This is a genomic window from Rhizobium sp. rho-13.1 (assembly GCF_007000305.1).
GTDB lineage: Bacteria > Pseudomonadota > Alphaproteobacteria > Rhizobiales > Rhizobiaceae > Rhizobium > Rhizobium rhododendri.
This window is the reverse complement of record NZ_SCFL01000001.1, coordinates 894,098-912,215: the sequence shown is the minus strand read 5'-3', so window position 1 is coordinate 912,215 and position 18,118 is coordinate 894,098. Positions and strand designations below refer to the sequence as shown.

The window sequence follows — 18,118 nt, the reverse complement described above, 5'->3', positions numbered from 1 at the left end:
GCACCGATGTCCAAGGCACGCTCATCCACCATCCGCACCGGTCTCGTCCATCTGGCCCTGATCAGCTACACGCTGATCGCCTTGTTTCCGGTCTTCCTGACCGTCATCAATTCGTTCAAGGATCGCGGCGCGATCTTTCGCGCGCCGATGATGGTGCCGACGCCGACCACCTTTAGCCTGATCGGCTACCAGACGGTCCTGGGGCAGGGCAATTTCGCCATGTATTTCCAGAACAGCTTTGTCGTCACCATCGTCTCGATCGTGCTGGTACTTTTGTTCGGCGCGATGGCGGCGTTTGCGCTCTCGGAATATCGCTTTCGCGGCAATATGGTCGTCGGGCTCTACATGGCGATCGGCATCATGATCCCCATCCGGCTCGGCACTGTCGCCATCCTGCAGGGGATGGTCGCCGCCGGTCTGGTCAACACGCTGACGGCACTGATCCTCGTCTATACGGCGCAAGGTCTGCCGCTGGCGATCTTCATCCTGTCCGAGTTCATGCGGACAGTCTCTGATGACCTTAAGAACGCCGGCCGCATCGATGGTCTGAACGAGTATGCGATTTTCATCCGGCTGGTATTGCCGCTGATCCGTCCGGCCATGGCGACCGTGGCCGTGTTCACGATGATACCGATCTGGAACGACCTGTGGTTCCCGCTGATCCTTGCGCCGAGCGAAGCGACCAAGACTGTCACCCTCGGCAGCCAGATCTTCATTGGCCAGTTCGTCACCAACTGGAATGCAGTTCTGGCGGCGCTATCGCTGGCCATTCTTCCGATCCTGGTCCTCTACGTCATCTTCTCGCGGCAGCTGATCCGCGGCATCACTGCGGGAGCGGTCAAATGAGCCTATCCGAAAAACCCATCCGCGTGCTTGTCGCCGGGCTTGGCAACATGGGCCGAAGCCATGCGCTCGCCTATCACAATAACGCAGGCTTCGAGATCGTCGGCCTCGTCAATCGCTCCAAGCCAGTGCTGGACGAAGCGTTGCACGGCTATACGATTCACGCCGACTTCCAGACCGCGCTGACAGAACTGAAGCCCGATCTCTGCTCGATCTGTACCTATTCCGACAGCCATGCCGACTATGCGGTCATGGCGTTCGAGGCCGGCTGCGACGTCTTCATTGAAAAGCCGCTGGCAACGACGGTTGCCGATGCCGAGCGCGTGGTTGCAGCCGCAAAGGCGGCGGGCAAGAAGCTCGTCATCGGCTATATCCTCCGCCATCATCCGTCTTGGATGCGGCTGATTGCCGAGGCCCGCAATCTTGGCGGTCCCTATGTCTTTCGCATGAACCTCAACCAGCAATCGAGCGGCCCGACCTGGGAAACCCACAAGGCTCTGATGCAGACGACTTCGCCGATCGTCGACTGCGGCGTGCACTATGTCGATGTCATGTGCCAGATCACCGATGCGAGGGCTGTCGAAGTGCGCGGCATGGGCCTGCGCCTGTCCAATGAGATCGCGCCGGATATGTACAACTACGGCCACCTTCAGGTGAAGTTCGAGGACGGCTCGGTCGGCTGGTATGAGGCCGGCTGGGGGCCGATGATTTCGGAGACGGCGTTCTTCGTGAAGGACGTGATGTCGCCGAATGGCGCCGTTTCGATCGTCATGGACCCGAACGCCAAGTCCGACGATATCGACACGCACACCAAGACATCGGTCATCCGGCTGCACAATGCCGAAACCGGCCCGGATGGCCGGTTCATCCTGCCTGATCGCGACCTGCATATGGATGGTGAGCCCGGGCATCAGGAACTCTGCGATTTCGAGCAGGCCTATGTGCTGAAAGCCATCATCGAGGATATCGACCTGACGCGGCACATGCACGATGCCGTGCAGTCGCTGCGCATCTGCCTTGCCGCGGACGAGAGCGTCCGGACCGGCAAGACCGTCACTTTGTAAGGATAAAAGCTTTGGGATCGCTTCAACTGAAATCCATCCGAAAGGCCTATGGCACCCATGAGGTGCTGAAGGGCATCGACCTCGAGGTCAAGGACGGCGAATTCGTCATCTTCGTCGGCCCGTCCGGCTGCGGCAAGTCGACCTTGCTGCGCAGCATCGCCGGCCTCGAGGACGTGACTGATGGAACGGTGATCATCAACGGAGTCGACGTCACCACGACCCCGCCGGCCAAGCGTGGCATCGCCATGGTGTTTCAATCCTACGCGCTTTACCCGCACCTGACGGTAAAGGACAATATGGGCCTTGGGCTGAAACAGGCGGGCACCCCGAAGGCCGCGATAGAGGAGCGGGTTGCCAAGGCATCCGGCATGCTCTCCCTCGAGCCCTATCTGGCCCGTCGTCCGGCGGAACTCTCCGGCGGCCAGCGCCAGCGCGTTGCCATCGGCCGTGCCATCGTCCGCGAACCGGCGCTTTTCCTGTTTGACGAGCCGCTGTCCAATCTCGATGCGGCGCTGCGCGTCCAGACGCGGCTCGAGATCGCCCGTCTTCACCGCAGCCTGAAGGCGACGATGATCTATGTTACCCACGACCAGGTCGAGGCCATGACGCTTGCCGACCGCATCGTCGTGCTGAATGCCGGAACCATCGAGCAGGTCGGCACCCCGATGGAGCTCTACAATCGCCCCGCCAACGTCTTCGTCGGCAGCTTCATCGGCTCGCCCCAGATGAACATGATCCCGGGCGCCAAGCTCGGCGAAAGCGCAAAAACCATCGGCGTCCGGCCCGAGCACATCACCCTGTCGCGCGAGAGCGGCACCTGGCCTGCCAAGGTCGTCCACGTCGAGCACCTCGGCGCCGACACTATCCTCTACCTCGAAACCGACCAGACCGGCCTGCTGACGGTCCGCCTCTTCGGCGAGCATCCCTATGCGCCGGACGAGACGGTTTTTGCCACACCAGACCCGGCCCACATGCACCGGTTCGGCGAGGACGACAAGGCGATGCGGTAGGGGGCGGATATTACACCAGTTTCCCTCGCTGTTACGCCCTCCGACGCGATACCGTGCGCGACGCGGAACCGGGGGCAGATGCATCGTTTCGGCAAGGATGAACGTGCAGCCCGTTAGGCGATGAATTTCATTTTCAGGCCACACGGTTTCCCTCTTTCCTGTGCTCGTCACAGGAATCCAGCCACCGCGCGTCTGCGCGGTGAGAGGACTCTCCGCAGTTTTGTAAAAAAGTCTATTGCGTCTAAGGACTTGGCGTACAGGATTCCTGTGACGAGCACCCGAATGCGGGAAGTAGGGTGGTACTTGTTCCCACTTCCATACCCTCGCAAGGCGCGAGCCTGGCTAGGTGACCGGAGTTCGTGGCTATCGGCATCAGCTTCATCGCCAGCCCCGCAGTCGCTACCCCAACACCGGCCGCATGAAGCTGCGTTCGTAGCTGATGATACTGCGGTTTTTCGCCTCAAGTTCGAGCGTCGCCTGGCATTCTGCGTCTGCGGCCATGCTGTTGCGGTAGGCTTCGTAGGCTGTGAAGCTCGGGAAGGAGAAGAGTGCCACGGCGACGTTGCTGGCGCCTTCGGAGGGCAGGAAGTAGCCGTGATGGGTGCCGCCCATGCGGTTGACGATGGGGATCCACCGCCGTGCATAGTCCTCGAATTCCGCAATCTTGTAGGCGTCGATGATGTAGCGGAGGTGGCAGGTGATCATTGGCTGTCTCCGGACGGTCGTTGAAGGTGTCTAGGAACCTGCTGCCAGCCGCGTCGTCAGTTCCTCGATGCCGGCTTGCGCTTCGATCTCATCGCCCTTGGCCATCAGGTAGAGCCCGAGGCAGAAGGCGAGGGCGGCGATGAAGAGGAGGTAATAGGCATGCGCCATCGGATTGATGGCCAGCAGCGTGCTGACCGCGATGGGCGTGAGGCCGCCGAAGATCGCGTAGGCGACATTGTAGGAGAAGGACAGGCCGGTGAAGCGGACGCGGGCCGGGAAGGCGCGGACCATGACATAGGGAACGGCGCCGACGAGGCCGACAGACAGTCCCATCACCGCGTAGAGGATGAACATGACTGTCAGGGAGGTGGCGGCGTAGCTGTAGAAGACGAAGGTGGCGGCGCCGAAGAACAGGCTGGCGACGGTGAAGAATTTACCGGAGCCGATACGGTCGACAATGGCGCCGGCGGCTGCCGTGCCGACGATCAGGAAGAGCGTGCCGAAGCTGGTGGCGGCCAGCGATTGCTGGGCGGTGTAGTGGTAGAGCTTCTGCAGGAAGGTGGCGGTCATCAGCGTGGTGACGATGATGCCGGCCGACAGGATCCAGGTCAGCAGCATCGAGATGACAATGCCCCTCGGATAGTCGCGCAGCACCGCTTTCAGCGGCAGTTCCGATACCAGCGCCCGGCTTTTCTTCATATCGGCAAAGATTGGCGTTTCGTGCAGCCAGCGGCGCAGGTAGACGGCGATCAGGCCGAAGATGCCACCGATCAGGAAGGGGATGCGCCAGGCATATGAGGCGACTTCATCAGGAGTAAAGACCGTGTTGATGATAGCGGCGATGAACGAGCCGAGCAGGATGCCCAGCGTCAGGCCGGAGCAGAGGAAGCCGCAGGCAAAGCCGACGCGACGGAAGGGAACGTGCTCGGCGACGAAAGTCCAGGCGCCCGGCACTTCGCCGCCGATGGCAGCCCCCTGCAGGATACGCAGGCAGACGAGTAGGATGGGAGCGGCAATGCCGATGGATGCATAGGTGGGCATGGCGGCCATGCCGAGCGTCGACAGCGCCATCAGCAGCAGCGAGAAGGCGAACACTCGCTTGCGACCGTATAGATCGCCGAAATGGGCGAGCACGATGCCGCCAATGGGGCGTACCAGATAGCCGGCTGCGAAGATGCCGAATGTCTGGATCAGCACCAGCCAGTCGGGCAGGTCGGGCGGGAAGAACAGCTTGCCGATGACGGTGGCGAAAAAGACGAAGATGATGAAATCGTAGAATTCCAGCGCACCGCCGAGGGCTGCGAGGCCCAGCGTTCGAAAATCCTGGGCGGTCAGGCGGCGGGGCGCCGCTGCTGGCGTCATCATGGGGGACATGGCAATGCACTCTGCTGAAATGTTCGGGCCTCAACTCCACAGGTTGCATGCGGGATCGCGGCGGGCATTTCAAGCGGTATTTGGTGTCACGGCCATCGAGCCCCGGGATAGGCTGTATCCGGATCGATGATCCCGGCAGACGTGGCGGCGCGAAGTGCACGCCGCCTGTTGTCATCAGGCCGCAAAGGTCATCAAGCGGGCGCGTTCGCTGAGGATGTGCTGGCAGGCGCTGGCTGCCTCCCGGCCCTTGACCACGAAGTGTTCCTTGAAGAAGCCGAGATGCGCCTCGGTATCCTGGAAGTGATGCGGCGTCAGGACGACGGAGAGAACGGGGACGCCCGTATCGAGCTGCACCCGCATCAGCGCGTCGAGCACGCTGCCTGCCACGAAATCGTGGCGGTAGATGCCACCATCGACGACGAAGGCGGCGGCGACCACGGCGGAGTAGCGGCCTGTGCGGGCCAGTGTCTGGACGTGCAACGGGATTTCGAGCGCGCCCGGCACATCGAAGACCTCGACGGCGGCCGCGCCGCGATCGTCGTATTTGCTCCATTCGGCGATGAAGCTGTCTATGCATTGATCGACGATTTCGGCGTGCCAGCGGGCGCGGACGAGGGCGATCTTGCCTTTTTGCGGTAGTGTGGAGATGGTCATGGTTCTGTTTTGCCTTTCAAGGGTTTCAAATATCCCTTGGGCGAACACGCCCGATCCCGAGACCTTTCGCGCGGAAAGGTCGTCGATCAGGCCTGCTCTCTTCCATCCGGACTATGACCGTCGGCTCCGGCATCGCACCGGATCTGCTGACCCTTCCGCTTTCTTCGGCGAAAGGCGCTCGCGGGCTCCATTCGCTGCATTCGCGCAGATCCTGATACCGCCGGTGGGGAATTGCACCCCGCCCTGAGAACATAGTCAATATGCCGCGCTGCAACACAGAAATCAAAGCAAAAACGCCGGGAAATACCCGGCGTTTGTGAACACTGTATCTTGACAGGGAGATCAGTCGTTGATGACCAGCAGGTCTTCCGCGGCAAAGCGCAGGGTGACGCGTTCGCCGACGGCCGGCGGCATCTTGCCGGGAGCGTTGAACATGTCGAAGGAAATCGTGTTGCCGCAGACATTCATGCGGGTGCGGATGACCGAGCCCAGAAAATGTGCCGAGGTGACATCGCCGGTGAGCGAGGTATCGCCCTTGGCACCTTCGGACAGCGATCCCGCCTCCGGCCGCAACGCCAGCGACACCGTGTCGCCTGCCTTGAAGGCGGTAACCGACTGTTTCAGCGTCACGCCCTGGTCGCCGATCGAGATACGGTTGGTGGCGGGATCGACGACCTTCGCCTCGATCAGGTTCAGCGTCCCGACGAAGGAGGCGACGAAGCGCGTTGCCGGGTGATTGTAGATCTCGAAGGGCGTACCGATCTGGTCAGCGCGGCCGGCGTTCATGACGACGATGCGGTCGGAGATCGAGAGAGCCTCTTCCTGGTCGTGGGTGACGAAGACGGTGGTGATGCCGAGTTTCTGCTGGATGAGGCGGATTTCCTCGCGCAGCGACACGCGGATCTTGGCGTCCAGCGCCGACAGCGGTTCGTCGAGCAGCAGCACCTGCGGCTTGACGGCAAGCGCGCGGGCAAGCGCCACGCGCTGCTGCTGGCCGCCGGACATCTGGTAGGGGAAGCGGTCGGCCAGATGATCGAGCCTGATCAGCGACAGCATTTCCTTGACGCGGCTTTCGATTTCCGCTTTTGGCGCGCCGGCGACTTTCAGGCCGAAGGCGACATTGTCGAAAACCGACATGTTGGGGAACAGGGCGTAGGCCTGGAAGACCATGCCGATGTTGCGCTTGTTCGGCTTCAGGTCCCGCTGTTCCTTGCCGCCGATCAGGATCGAGCCCGAAGTCGGCGTCTCGAAGCCGGCGATCATCCGCAGAACCGTCGTCTTGCCGCAGCCGGACGGGCCGAGGAACGAGACGAACTCACCCTTTTCGATGCCCATGTTGAAATCTTTGACAACGGTGTTCGGGCCGAAACTCTTGCTGACCGAATCGATCCTGAGGAAGCTCATGGCTCTACACTCCTTGCAGTTTTTTGTGACAGGCGCGGCAACCAGCGCTGTCCCGGTCTTTTCGTGGCAAACAACTGCATCAGCACCATGCAGAACCAGATGATCCCGAAAGACATGATGGCGAGTGCTGCTGGTTCATAGGCGCGATCCTGCCCGGTCTGCACAAGGTACGGACCGAAGGCCGGCCTGTTCAGCAGGCTGGCGAGCACGAACTCGCCGAGCGAGATGGAAAATGTCAGGAAGGCCCCGGACAGGATGGCGGACCGGATATTCGGGAAAATCACCTGGGCGACAGTGCGCAAGCGGGATGCGCCGAGACTTTCGGCGGCTTCCGTCAGCGTCTTAATGTCGATGGCCGCCATGCCGTTGTCGACGGCCCGGAACATGTAGGGCAGGGACAGCACGACATAGCCGATGACCAGCAGCACGTTCGTTCCCGTTTCCGACATCGTCAGGGGCAGGAACGAATTGGAGCCGAACAGCCGGATATATCCGAACACCAGAACCACAGGCGGAATGATCAACGGCATCAGCGAGATGAACTCGATCATCGGGCGGATTTTCGGCAGTTTCAGGCGTACCCAGTAGGCGGTCGGAACGACGATGAGGGCGCCGGCTATGATGGCAAGCAGGGATGCGGTGGCCGAGAAGCCGAGGGTCGCCAGGAATTTCTCGCTCGAAAATACCGACCGGTAGGCTGCAAAGCTCCATTGTCCGCGTAGCATCTGCAGCGAGAACTGGAAGGTCGCATAGAGCGGTATCAGGAAATAGGATGCTGCAACGATCACGATGAACGTCGAGACGATGGGGAAACGCTTGGTCACTGGCGCCACCTCTCGGCTTTGTTGCGAAGCACGAGATACAGCGTGTTGCTGATCCCCATGATGACAACCATGCCGACCGCCAGCGCGTAGCCGAGGTTGGGATTGTAGAGCACGTTGCCCTGGATCTGCTGGTAGAGGACGATCGGAACGACCCCGAAGCTCGATCCGGTGAGGGCGTAGACAGTGACGAGGGTGCCGAAGGCATTGGCGAACAGCAGCAGGAAGCAGCCCAGAATGGACGGCATCAACACGGGTAGCGCGATCATCTGCCAGTATTGCCTGCGGTCTGCTCCGAGAATTTCCGCAGCCTCCCGCCATTCCGACTTAAGGCCATCGAGCGCAGGTGTGATAATCAGCAGCATCAGCGGCAGCTGGAAGTAAAGATAGGTGATCGCTAGGCCCGCGAACGAGAAGAGACTGAAGCCCGATCCATAGAGGTTGAAACCGAAGACGTTCCGCAGAAACACGGTTACCAGACCAAGGCGGCCGAGCGTCGCGATAAAGGCGAAGGCGAGCGGAATGCCCGCAAAATTGGAGGCCACCCCGGAAAACGTCATGAACGCGGTGCGTACCCAGGGGGGCAGCCCGCCGAGCACCACGGCATATCCGAGAAGCAAGCCGGCAACCGCACCGAGCGCAGCGGCGACGAGGCTGAGGCGCAGCGAGAGGGAATACGCGGAAAGAATGGTCGGGGAGGTCAGCGCAATGAAATTGTCGAATGTAAATCCGCCGGCCGAATTCTCGAATGCGCCGGTGACCAGGTAGAGAACGGGTGCGATCAGAAAGAAGAGAGCGAACAGGAAGAACGGCGCAACGCCAAGCCAGTCCCAGTTGATGGCTCCAGTCCGGCGGGCGGTCGGCGCCTTCGCAGGCGATCCCGGCGGTGACCTGGAGGCGTTATTCGCGACACTCATGCACAACACCCTTGAAGCAAGTAATGAAAACGGATGCCGGCTGGTGCCGGCATCCGCGCGAGATTATCGATCCAATTACTTGGCGCCCATTTCCTTGGACCAATCGGAAGCAACGACAGCCTTGGCTGCGGACTGTTCCTCGAGGGTCGGGAAGATGGCCTTTGCATAGCCTTCAGCTGCTGGCATCTTGTCGAGCAGTGCCTGCGGGATGACCTTGCGGGTCGCCATGTCGGTGAAGCGGATCGGGTGGCAATAGCCCTTCAGCCAGCCGACCTGACCTTCGTCCGAATAAAGGTATTCCATCCAGAGCTTGGCAGCGTTCGGGTGAGGCGCAAATGCGGAGATCGCCTGAACGTAGACACCGGCGATGACGGCGTCAGATGGTACGATGACATCCATCGGCGGGTTGCCGGCGAGCTTGTCGCGCATGGCAAGGACATTGTAGTCCCAGTCGAACAGGACCGGCGTGGTGCCCTGCGCCATGTTCTGGGCGTTGCCGTTGACCGGTACCAGGTTACCGCTGGCCTTGAGGTCCTTCATGAATGCAGTGCCGAGCTTGGCTGTTTCAGCGCCGCCCTTGCCGCCCTTGGCCGTGCCGGCCGCGTAAACGGTCATCATCGAGCTGTTGCCGGTGCGCGGGTCGCCAGGCATGGCAACTGCGTTGGCATATTTGGAGTCCGTCAGATCGGCAAAGCTCTTCGGGCTTTCCTTGACGACGTCCTTGTTCACGCCGATGGCCAGAACGCCGTAGTAATCGCCGTACCAGTAGCCTTCGGAATCCTTGGCGCTGTCAGGGATCGAGTCCCATGTGGAAACCTTGTAAGGCTGCAGCAGGCCGTCCTTCTTGGCGGATGGACCAAAGGACAGGCCTACGTCGATGACATCAGGGGCCTGTGGGCCCTTGTTGCCCTTGTTGGCCTTGATGGCTTCGATTTCGTCGCCGGAACCTGCGTTCGGGTTCAGTTCGTTGACGGTCAGGCCGTACTTGGCCTTGAAGCCTGCGATGACGTCGCCGTAGCCGCACCAGTCGTGCGGCAGGGCGATCGTGGTCAGCGAGCCTTCTTTTTTGGCGGCTGCAATGAGGTCGTCGCTCGGCGCGGCAGAGGCTATGGCGGTGGACGCCATGACGATTGCGGTCGAGAGCGAAAGTAGGCGATGAATAGATCTGGTCACTGTTGTTCTCCTTGATCTTCAGTGTCTGGCGAAGCTGTTAATGACATTGCGTGAAGCTTGTGTGACGGTTGTTTTGCACCCGATTAGCGGGAAATTGCCGGGATGTCGGCGCGTCTCCCTGCGCTCGAATATCGATAGCATCAGCGGTTTTCGGCGTGGTCGTGTTGCCGACCTTTTTTCTTCTCCTCTAGCCGATTTTACGAAAGAGCTTGGTCTGTTCGAACAGGCCTTCCAGTGTCTTCATGCGCTCGCTCGTCTCGTCCCAGGTCGAGTTCTGGACAGCCTCGATGAGAGCCTCGACGATGAACAGTGTCACCACAGAGGAATCCCAGGCGGACGGCGCCTCGATCTGGACGCGGAAGGTATGTTTTGCGTGTTTGGAGGCGGGCGAGGCCCACTGGTCCGTGAAGACGATAATCTCGGCGCCTCGTCGGCGGGCGGCGGCCGCCAGGCTCACCATTTCAAGCTCATAGCGCCTGATGTCGAAGATGATGAGCAGGTCGCCGGGGTTCATGTTGAGCACATATTGCGGCCATGAACTCGAATTGGCGGATAGCAGCGTCGTGTTGGCGCGGATCACCTGCATGTGCGTGAAAAAGTATTCTGCCAGTGCGCCGGTGATGCGTCCACCGACGAAATAAAGCTCACGGCGGCTCTCGCAAAGCAGGGAGACAACGCTGTCGAAGGTGGCGGTATCGAGATCGGTGAGCGTCTGGCGCAGGTTGGCGCTGATGGCATCGGCGAAGCGATTGAGAATATGCGTGCCGGGCGCATTGCTTGCCCAGCGCCCACGTTTTGTCAGCGGATTGGAGATCGTTGCCTCGACCTCCTGGTGCAGATGGGACTGGAATTCCGGATAGCCCTTGAAACCGAGTTTCTGCACCATGCGTGCAACAGTCGGCGTCGAGACGCGTGCATTTTCTGCAACCGTGGTGATGCTTCCCAAGCCCGAGACAGGGTAATTGTCCAGCAGGCTTTCCGCCAGTTGCTTCTCGGCCCGCGTCAGCCCATCGAAATGGGCATGGATAACGTCAGCCACGGTTTTCGATGCGTTGATCACTCTGTTTTAGCCCCCAGGGACGGTCTTTGCCTGTCTCCATGACACTTTAAACAACGCTGTCACATATTGAGTCAATGTCTAAATTGAAGAGATAATTTCAGTTTACGGTTGACACTCGCCATAAGCTGAAGAATTCTTTTCTGTGAAGGTTTTGTTAAACTTTGGGTGGAGGGCCGGGATGCTGATGCATCAGGCTGTGCTGAGCGAACAAGAAGGGGAATGTGTTGCCGTCGAGCGACCAGATGGTCGCAGCCCGGTCGTGGTGATCTGCGAGCACGCATCCTCCCGGTTGCCGGAGCGGTTTGGCGATCTCGGCCTGTCCGAAGAAGCGCGGAACAGCCACATCGCTTGGGATCCGGGTGCTTTGGCGGTTGCGAGGGGACTGTCACGCAATCTCGATGCGTCTTTGGTCTACCAGCGCTTTTCGCGGCTGATTTACGATTGCAACCGTCCGCCGGAGTCTCCCGCAGCCATGCCGGAGGTGAGCGAAATCTATGATATTCCGGGCAATCGCCAGCTGGATAGCGAGGAGCGCAGGGCGCGGACCGAAGCACTGTATGTGCCGTTTCATCAACGTATCCGCGATTTACTCTTGCGCCGGACGGCGCTGGGGATGGCCAGCGTCATTGTCACAATTCATAGTTTCACGCCGATTTATGACGGCCGGTACCGCGAGGTCGAACTCGGCATCCTGCACGATACGGATGACCGGCTGGCGAACCGCATGCTGGCGCTGGCAGGCGAAGCGCCGCTCTATCGAACGGAGCGAAACCAGCCCTACGGGCCGCAACACGGGGTTACCCACACGTTGCAACTACACGGCGTATCGAACCATTTGAAGAATGTCATGATCGAGGTCCGCAACGACCTGATCGTGGATGATGTCGGCCAAGGGGTCATGGCCGATTATCTGACAGGGCTGATCCAGCGTAGCCTGGACGCCTGAACAATAAAGACCCCGGGGAACAGTCAAACTGCGGCAGGCGGGGCAACATATTTGCCACGCCATAAATGGGGACGGTCCGCAATTCCGCGGACTTTCGGTTGAAGGGGACGTTTCACATGTCGGATTATACCGAATTGGATAAGAAGCAGGATGTCGGCATCCTGCACTCCATGGGCTACGCCCAGGAGCTCGAGCGACGGATGAGTTCGTTCTCGAATTTCGCGATTTCATTTTCCATTATCTGCATCATGTCGGGGGGTATCAATTCGCTGGCGCAGGCGACGTCCGGCGCAGGCGGCATCGCCATCGGCATCGGCTGGCCGGTCGGTTGCCTGATGTCGATCTTCTTTGCGCTGGCTCTGGCACAGATATCGTCGGCCTATCCGACAGCCGGTGGCCTCTATCACTGGGGCTCCATCCTCGGCAACCGCTTCACAGGCTGGCTGTCCGCCTGGCTGAACCTGCTCGGCCTGATCACCGTTCTGGGTGCCATCAATGTCGGCACTTATTACTTCTTCTTCGGTGCGTTTGGCACCTATTTCGGCATGGAGGATACGGTGGTGGTTCGTATCACCTTCGTCGCCGTGATCACCGCCATCATGGCGCTGGTCAACCACATGGGTATCGGGCTCACCGCCAAGCTCACGGACATGTCCGGCTACCTCATCCTCGGCGCGGCTCTGGCGCTGACAGTGGTGTGCCTGATCTGCGCACCATCCTACGAGTTCTCGCGGTTGTTCACCTTCACCAATTATTCCGGATTGGCGACGATGGCTGCGGACGGAACACAGAGCGGGCCGCCGGTCTGGCCGGCCGTTTCGGGTGCCTGGGTCTTTGCGCTCGGTCTGCTGCTGCCGATCTACACCATCACCGGCTACGACGCCTCGGCCCATACGTCGGAAGAAACCGTGAAGGCATCCGTCTCGGTGCCGAAGGGCATGGTCTCTGCCGCAGTCTGGGCCTCGGTCATAGGCTACATCATGCTGTGCGCCTTCGTTCTGGTGCTGCCCAACATGGAAGATGCTGCCAAGCAGGGCTGGAACGTGTTTTTCTGGGCGATGGACAGCCAGGTCAACCCGACGGTCAAGATCCTCCTCTACATCGCCATCTTCGTATCGCAGTTCCTCTGCGGTCTGGCGACAGTGACATCCGTGTCGCGGATGATCTATGCGTTCTCGCGTGACAAGGGCCTTCCGGGCTCCAGCACGCTTGCCAAGGTTAGCCCCAAGTTCCGCACGCCGGTTGCGGCGATCTGGACGGGATCGATCCTGTCGGTGCTGTTTGTATGGCTCACCTCGGTGATCACCATCGGCGAATCCTCGGCCTATGCCATCGTCGTGTCTTGCACTGTCATCTTCCTGTTTCTCTCTTTCGCCGTTCCGATCGGCCTCGGCCTTCTCGCCTACGGCACGCCGAAATGGCCGAAAATGGGTCCATGGAGCATCGGTCCGACCTTGTTCCGCGTCGTGGCGGTGCTGGCGCTGATCTCGATGGTGGTGATGTTCGTTATCGGTGTACAGCCGCCGAACGACTGGGCACTCTACATCACCGTCGGCTTTCTCGTGCTGACGGCCCTCGTCTGGCTGGTCTTCGAGAACCGGCGCTTCAAGGGGCCACCGATCGGCGAGGAAGTCGCCCGTCGCGCGGCAAGCATTGCTGCTGCCGAGAAGGCAGTCGGGGAAATCTGAGCGATATAGAGCCATGAGGGGTCGCCTTCGGGCGGCTCCTCGACAGGGCGGTCGGCAGGGGCGTCGGGCGCAAGACCGACGAGATCGCAGAATTTAAAGGGTCAGGGCGGATTTTATGAGCAGCATCTATACGTTTGACGATTTGAAGAAGGATGTGGCCGAAGGGCGCATCGACACGGTTCTCGCATGCCAGGTGGATATGCAGGGCAGGCTGATGGGCAAGCGGTTCCAGGCCGAGTTTTTTCTCGAGAGTGCCTGGAAGGAAACGCACAGCTGCAATTACCTGCTGGCGACCGACATGGAGATGGAAACCGTCTCCGGCTATGCGTCGACAAGCTGGGAAAAGGGCTATGGCGACTACACCATGAAGCCGGATCTTTCGACCCTTCGCCGCATTCCGTGGCTGGAGGGCACGGCGCTGGTGCTTTGCGACGTTCTCGACCACCACACCCATGCCGACGTGCCGCATTCGCCACGCGCTATTCTTAAGAAGCAGGTGGCACGGCTCGAAGCGATGGGCATGAAGGCCTTCATGGCGACCGAGCTGGAATTCTTTCTGTTCGACCAGAGCTACGAGCAGGCGCAGGCATCCGGATATCGCAACCTGCCGCTCGCCAGCGCCTATAACGAAGACTACCACATCTTCCAGACGACCAAGGAAGAAGGCGTCATGCGCGCTATCCGCAAGGGCCTGCAGGGCGCCGGCATCCCGGTCGAAAATTCCAAGGGAGAAGCATCGGCCGGGCAGGAAGAGATCAATGTCCGTTATGCCGACGCGCTGACCATGGCGGACCGCCACGTCATCATCAAGAACGGCTGCAAGGAGATCGCCTGGTCCCAGGGCAAGTCCATCACCTTCCTTGCAAAATGGAGCGCCGCATCTGCCGGCAGTTCGTCGCACGTCCACCAGTCGCTGTGGAGCGCCGATGGCAAGACGCCATTGTTCTTCGACGAAAAGGCCGAGCACGGCATGTCGTCCCTGATGCAGCATTACATTGCCGGCCAACTCGCCCATGCCGGCGAGATCACCTATTTCCTGGCGCCCTACATCAACTCCTACAAGCGCTTCGTGGCGGGCACTTTTGCGCCGACCAAAGCCGTCTGGAGCACAGATAACCGGACGGCCGGCTATCGTCTTTGCGGCGCCGACAGCAAGGCCATCCGCATCGAATGCCGCGTCGGAGGCTCGGACCTCAATCCCTACCTCGCCTTCGCGGCCCTACTTGCGGCAGGCATTGACGGGATCGAGAAAAAGATGGCGCTGGAGCCGGCGTTTGTCGGCGACGCCTACGCAGCCCGCGACGTGCGCGAAGTCCCCCGGACCTTGCGGGAGGCCACGGTTGCCATGACGCAATCGAAGATGTTGCGCGCAGCCCTCGGCGACGATGTCATCGACCACTATACCCGCGCAGGTGAATGGGAGCAGGAGGATTTTGACCGGCGCGTCACGGACTGGGAGGTGGCGAGGGGGTTCGAGCGGGCGTGAGATAATCGCAATGGTTGTGGGTTGTTGTTGCCTTAGAGGCACTATGCTAGGCTTGCCCTCGATCTTTGAAGGCCGTCATGGGACACATCGACGGCGCTCGGAATGAATCGCTGTTGCCACTTGCCCTTGCGGCACTTGGCCATGCCAGACGACCGCCCGCGAACACGACCTGACAATCATCACCCGCGACCGTGCGATCCTAGCCTATGGTGCCGCCGGTCACGTCAAGACATTGGCTTGTTGAGCCTTTTGGAGCAGAGAGAATGAGCATGATTCAATGCATTTCGCCGGTTAACGGCGAGGTCTATGCCGAGCGACCCGGCCTGTCGCTGGAGGAGGCGAGGGAGGCTGTCGCCCGCGCCCGCAAGGCGCAGAAGGACTGGGCGCGGCGGCCGCTTGAAGACCGCGTGCAACTGGTGATGAAGGGCGTGGCGCGGCTGAACGAGATGGTCGATGACGTGGTGCCGGAACTGGCCTGGCAGATGGGACGGCCGATCAAGTATGGCGGCGAGTTCCGCGGCTTCAACGAACGCTCGAACTATGTCGCGGCGATTGCAGCCGACGCGCTTGCGCCGCTGGTGGTCGAGGACAGTGTAACCTTCGAACGCCGCATCGAGCGCGAGGCGCACGGCGTGGTCTTCGTCATCGCGCCCTGGAACTACCCCTACATGACGGCGATCAACACGATTGCCCCGGCACTGATGGCCGGCAATGTCATCATCCTGAAGCATGCGGCCCAGACGCTGTTGGTCGGCGAGCGCATGGTGCAGGCCTTTGTCGAGGCTGGCGTGCCTGCCGATGTGTTCCAGAATGTCTTTCTCGAGCACGATATCGCCGACGCGTTGATCTCCGAAGGCAGCTTCAATTTCATCAATTTCACCGGTTCGGTCGCAGGCGGTCGCGCCGTCGAGCGGGCTGCGGCCGGCACCTTCACCGGGCTTGGCCTGGAGCTTGGCGGCAAGGATCCGGGCTACGTGATGGAGGACGCCGATCTGGACGCGGCTGTCGACACGCTGATGGACGGGGCCACCTTCAATTCCGGCCAGTGCTGCTGCGGGATCGAGCGCATCTACGTCAACGAAACCCTCTATGATGCCTTCGTCGAAAAATCCGTTGCCTGGGTATCGAACTACAAGCTTGGCAACCCGCTCGACCCGGAAACGACGCTCGGGCCGATGGCGCACAAGCGGTTTGCCAAGGTTGTCCGCGAACAGATTGCAGATGCCGTCGGCAAGGGTGCGAAGGCGCTGGTCGACCCGAAACTGTTTCCGGCCGATGACGGAGGTGCCTATCTCGCGCCGCAGATCCTCGTCGATGTCGATCACTCCATGGCGTTCATGCGCGAGGAAACCTTCGGTCCGGCGGTCGGTATCATGAAGGTGAAAAGCGACGCCGAAGCGCTCGAACTGATGAACGACAGCCAGTACGGGCTGACGGTGTCGCTCTGGACGCAGGATTCGGATCGGGCAGCCCGGCTTGGCCGCGAGATCGAGACCGGCACCGTGTTCATGAACCGCGCCGACTATCTCGATCCTGCGCTTTGCTGGACCGGCGTCAAGCAAACGGGTCGTGGCGGCTCGCTGTCCGTACTTGGCTTCCACAATCTGACACGTCCCAAATCCTACCATCTGAAGAAGGTGACAGCATGAGCGCGATTACTGCCAACTGGAGCTATCCGACCTCCCTGAAGCTCGGCCGTGGCCGTATTTCGGAGCTGGCCGAGGCCTGCAAGAGCCTCGGAATGAAGAAGCCGCTGTTCATTACCGACCGTGGTCTCGCGACTATGGCGATCACCAAGACGGCTCTCGACATTCTGGAAGAAGCGGGCCTCGGGCGGGCGATGTTTGCCGAAGTCGACCCGAACCCGAACGAGAAAAACCTGGAAGCCGGCGTCAAGGCCTTCAAGGATGGTGGCCATGATGGTGTCGTCGCCTTCGGTGGTGGCTCTGGCCTCGATCTCGGCAAGTGCGTCGCCTTCATGGTGGCGCAGACGCGCCCGGTCTGGGATTTCGAGGATATTGGCGACTGGTGGACGCGCGCCAACGTCGACGGTATCGCGCCCATCGTTGCGGTGCCCACCACAGCGGGCACGGGCTCGGAAGTTGGCCGGGCCAGCGTCATCACCAATTCGGTGACGCATGTCAAAAAGATCATCTTCCACCCGAAGTTCCTGCCCGGCGTCGTCATTTCCGACCCGGAACTGACGGTCGGGATGCCGAAGATCATCACCGTTGGCACGGGCATGGATGCCTTTGCCCATTGCCTCGAGGCTTACTCCTCGCCCTTCTATCATCCGATGTCGGCCGGTATCGCGCTCGAGGGCATGCGGCTGGTGAAGGAGTTCCTGCCGCGCGCAGTCAGGGAGGGCACCGATCTCGAGGCCCGCGCCAACATGATGGCGGCTGCCGCCATGGGTGCGGTCGCCTTCCAGAAAGGGCTTGGCGCCATCCACGCGCTTTCCCACCCGATCGGCGCCGTCTACAATACCCACCACGGCATGACCAACGCGGTCGTCATGCCGGCTGTGCTGCGCTTCAACAGGAAGCCGATCGAGGAGAAGATCGCCCGGGCTGCTGCCTATCTTGGAATTCCCGGCGGGTTCGACGGGTTTTACGACTATGTGCTGCAACTGCGGGCCGATCTCGGTGTCCCGGATAACCTCACCAAAATGGGGATCGCAAGCGACCGGATCGACGATCTCGCAGCGATGGCGATCGAAGATCCGAGTGCCGGGGGCAATCCTGTTCCGCTGACGCTGGAAAACACCAAGACGCTGTTTCGCGATTGCTTCTAGCCGTTGCAGCGAACACAGACGACGGCCGGGGGAGGCGAAAGCGCTCCCGGTCTCGCAGCTTTATATCGCTGTTCCGACGTGATTATGAGAATGTCCGCATGAAATGAGGGTGGCGACGTTTGTACTTTGTTAACCATAATTCGAAAGGATGGTTAAACGCACCATGACCCCCCGGTGCA

Annotated in this window: 16 protein-coding genes and 1 riboswitch; of the genes, 8 read left to right on the top strand and 8 right to left on the bottom strand. The window is 60.6% G+C overall.

Annotated features, from left to right (window positions below; genetic code table 11):
• Positions 1 to 6: 6 nt before the first annotated feature.
• Genes EQW76_RS04580 through ugpC form a run of 3 tightly spaced genes read left to right on the top strand, consistent with a single transcriptional unit; the run spans position 7 to position 2,917 of the window.
• Positions 7 to 846 carry a carbohydrate ABC transporter permease gene (locus EQW76_RS04580; protein WP_142823244.1) on the top strand — a complete coding sequence of 280 codons (840 nt, stop codon included), beginning with the start codon at positions 7 to 9 and terminating at the stop codon, positions 844 to 846.
• On the top strand, positions 843 to 1,907 hold the full coding sequence (locus EQW76_RS04575) for a Gfo/Idh/MocA family oxidoreductase (protein WP_142823243.1): 1,065 nt from the start codon (positions 843 to 845) through the stop codon (positions 1,905 to 1,907). Before EQW76_RS04580 ends, EQW76_RS04575 begins: the two co-directional genes overlap by 4 nt.
• Positions 1,908 to 1,918: 11 nt before the next feature.
• On the top strand, positions 1,919 to 2,917 hold the full coding sequence (ugpC, locus tag EQW76_RS04570) for a sn-glycerol-3-phosphate ABC transporter ATP-binding protein UgpC (RefSeq protein ID WP_142823242.1): 999 nt from the start codon (positions 1,919 to 1,921) through the stop codon (positions 2,915 to 2,917).
• 399 nt (positions 2,918 to 3,316) lie between these two features.
• Here the strand turns inward: ugpC and EQW76_RS04565 are convergent, their stop codons facing one another.
• The 8 genes from EQW76_RS04565 to EQW76_RS04530 form a co-directional block, all read right to left on the bottom strand.
• Positions 3,317 to 3,622, bottom strand: coding sequence for an NIPSNAP family protein (locus tag EQW76_RS04565; RefSeq protein ID WP_142823241.1), 306 nt, complete (start codon positions 3,620 to 3,622; stop codon positions 3,317 to 3,319).
• A 30-nt stretch (positions 3,623 to 3,652) separates the two neighbouring features.
• Entirely contained in the window at positions 3,653 to 4,996 is a 1,344-nt protein-coding gene (locus EQW76_RS04560; RefSeq protein WP_142823240.1) for an MFS transporter, read from the bottom strand.
• Between the two features lie 174 nt (positions 4,997 to 5,170).
• The gene (locus EQW76_RS04555) at positions 5,171 to 5,650 is read right to left on the bottom strand and encodes a 6,7-dimethyl-8-ribityllumazine synthase (protein ID WP_111222805.1); all 480 of its coding nucleotides are present in this window, start codon (positions 5,648 to 5,650) and stop codon (positions 5,171 to 5,173) included.
• Positions 5,651 to 5,740: 90 nt separating this feature from the next.
• Positions 5,741 to 5,905, bottom strand: a riboswitch (FMN riboswitch).
• 87 nt (positions 5,906 to 5,992) lie between these two features.
• Positions 5,993 to 7,054 carry an ABC transporter ATP-binding protein gene (locus tag EQW76_RS04550; protein ID WP_142823239.1) on the bottom strand — a complete coding sequence of 354 codons (1,062 nt, stop codon included), beginning with the start codon at positions 7,052 to 7,054 and terminating at the stop codon, positions 5,993 to 5,995.
• A complete protein-coding gene (locus EQW76_RS04545) occupies positions 7,051 to 7,878 on the bottom strand; it encodes an ABC transporter permease subunit (protein ID WP_111222807.1) in 828 nt (275 codons plus the stop codon). The genes EQW76_RS04550 and EQW76_RS04545 overlap by 4 nt, the downstream gene beginning before the upstream one ends.
• Positions 7,875 to 8,792 (bottom strand): ABC transporter permease subunit, encoded by a 918-nt coding sequence (locus EQW76_RS04540; protein WP_142823238.1) that lies wholly within the window; start codon positions 8,790 to 8,792, stop codon positions 7,875 to 7,877. The genes EQW76_RS04545 and EQW76_RS04540 overlap by 4 nt, the downstream gene beginning before the upstream one ends.
• A gap of 75 nt (positions 8,793 to 8,867) precedes the next feature.
• A complete protein-coding gene (locus EQW76_RS04535; protein WP_142823237.1) occupies positions 8,868 to 9,965 on the bottom strand; it encodes an ABC transporter substrate-binding protein in 1,098 nt (365 codons plus the stop codon).
• Between the two features lie 187 nt (positions 9,966 to 10,152).
• A complete protein-coding gene (locus EQW76_RS04530; protein ID WP_111222809.1) occupies positions 10,153 to 11,025 on the bottom strand; it encodes a MurR/RpiR family transcriptional regulator in 873 nt (290 codons plus the stop codon).
• A 178-nt stretch (positions 11,026 to 11,203) separates the two neighbouring features.
• Here EQW76_RS04530 and EQW76_RS04525 point away from each other — a divergent pair, with 178 nt between their 5' ends.
• The 5 genes from EQW76_RS04525 to EQW76_RS04500 all read left to right on the top strand — a co-directional run bounded on the left by EQW76_RS04525 (position 11,204) and on the right by EQW76_RS04500 (position 17,939).
• Positions 11,204 to 11,971, top strand: a complete 768-nt coding sequence (locus EQW76_RS04525; RefSeq protein ID WP_142823236.1) for an N-formylglutamate amidohydrolase — start codon at positions 11,204 to 11,206, stop codon at positions 11,969 to 11,971.
• Positions 11,972 to 12,087: 116 nt separating this feature from the next.
• A complete protein-coding gene (locus EQW76_RS04520; protein ID WP_142823235.1) occupies positions 12,088 to 13,659 on the top strand; it encodes an amino acid permease in 1,572 nt (523 codons plus the stop codon).
• Between the two features lie 115 nt (positions 13,660 to 13,774).
• The gene (locus EQW76_RS04515) at positions 13,775 to 15,145 is read left to right on the top strand and encodes a glutamine synthetase family protein (protein WP_142823234.1); all 1,371 of its coding nucleotides are present in this window, start codon (positions 13,775 to 13,777) and stop codon (positions 15,143 to 15,145) included.
• Positions 15,146 to 15,408: 263 nt separating this feature from the next.
• Positions 15,409 to 16,794 (top strand): aldehyde dehydrogenase family protein, encoded by a 1,386-nt coding sequence (locus tag EQW76_RS04505; RefSeq protein WP_142823233.1) that lies wholly within the window; start codon positions 15,409 to 15,411, stop codon positions 16,792 to 16,794.
• Entirely contained in the window at positions 16,791 to 17,939 is a 1,149-nt protein-coding gene (locus EQW76_RS04500) for an iron-containing alcohol dehydrogenase (protein WP_142823232.1), read from the top strand. The genes EQW76_RS04505 and EQW76_RS04500 overlap by 4 nt, the downstream gene beginning before the upstream one ends.
• The last annotated feature ends 179 nt before the right edge of the window (positions 17,940 to 18,118 follow it).

Bases quoted from the DNA above. Each gene is read 5' to 3' on its own strand.
- EQW76_RS04580 (WP_142823244.1), top strand. From the start codon at position 7: ATGTCCAAGGCACGCTCATCCACCATCCGCACCGGTCTCGTCCATCTG.
- EQW76_RS04575 (WP_142823243.1), top strand. From the start codon at position 843: ATGAGCCTATCCGAAAAACCCATCCGCGTGCTTGTCGCCGGGCTTGGC.
- EQW76_RS04565 (WP_142823241.1), bottom strand. From the start codon at position 3,622: ATGATCACCTGCCACCTCCGCTACATCATCGACGCCTACAAGATTGCG.
- EQW76_RS04560 (WP_142823240.1), bottom strand. From the start codon at position 4,996: ATGTCCCCCATGATGACGCCAGCAGCGGCGCCCCGCCGCCTGACCGCC.
- EQW76_RS04555 (WP_111222805.1), bottom strand. From the start codon at position 5,650: ATGACCATCTCCACACTACCGCAAAAAGGCAAGATCGCCCTCGTCCGC.
- EQW76_RS04550 (WP_142823239.1), bottom strand. From the start codon at position 7,054: ATGAGCTTCCTCAGGATCGATTCGGTCAGCAAGAGTTTCGGCCCGAAC.
- EQW76_RS04540 (WP_142823238.1), bottom strand. From the start codon at position 8,792: ATGAGTGTCGCGAATAACGCCTCCAGGTCACCGCCGGGATCGCCTGCG.
- EQW76_RS04525 (WP_142823236.1), top strand. From the start codon at position 11,204: ATGCTGATGCATCAGGCTGTGCTGAGCGAACAAGAAGGGGAATGTGTT.
- EQW76_RS04520 (WP_142823235.1), top strand. From the start codon at position 12,088: ATGTCGGATTATACCGAATTGGATAAGAAGCAGGATGTCGGCATCCTG.
- EQW76_RS04515 (WP_142823234.1), top strand. From the start codon at position 13,775: ATGAGCAGCATCTATACGTTTGACGATTTGAAGAAGGATGTGGCCGAA.
- EQW76_RS04505 (WP_142823233.1), top strand. From the start codon at position 15,409: ATGAGCATGATTCAATGCATTTCGCCGGTTAACGGCGAGGTCTATGCC.
- EQW76_RS04500 (WP_142823232.1), top strand. From the start codon at position 16,791: ATGAGCGCGATTACTGCCAACTGGAGCTATCCGACCTCCCTGAAGCTC.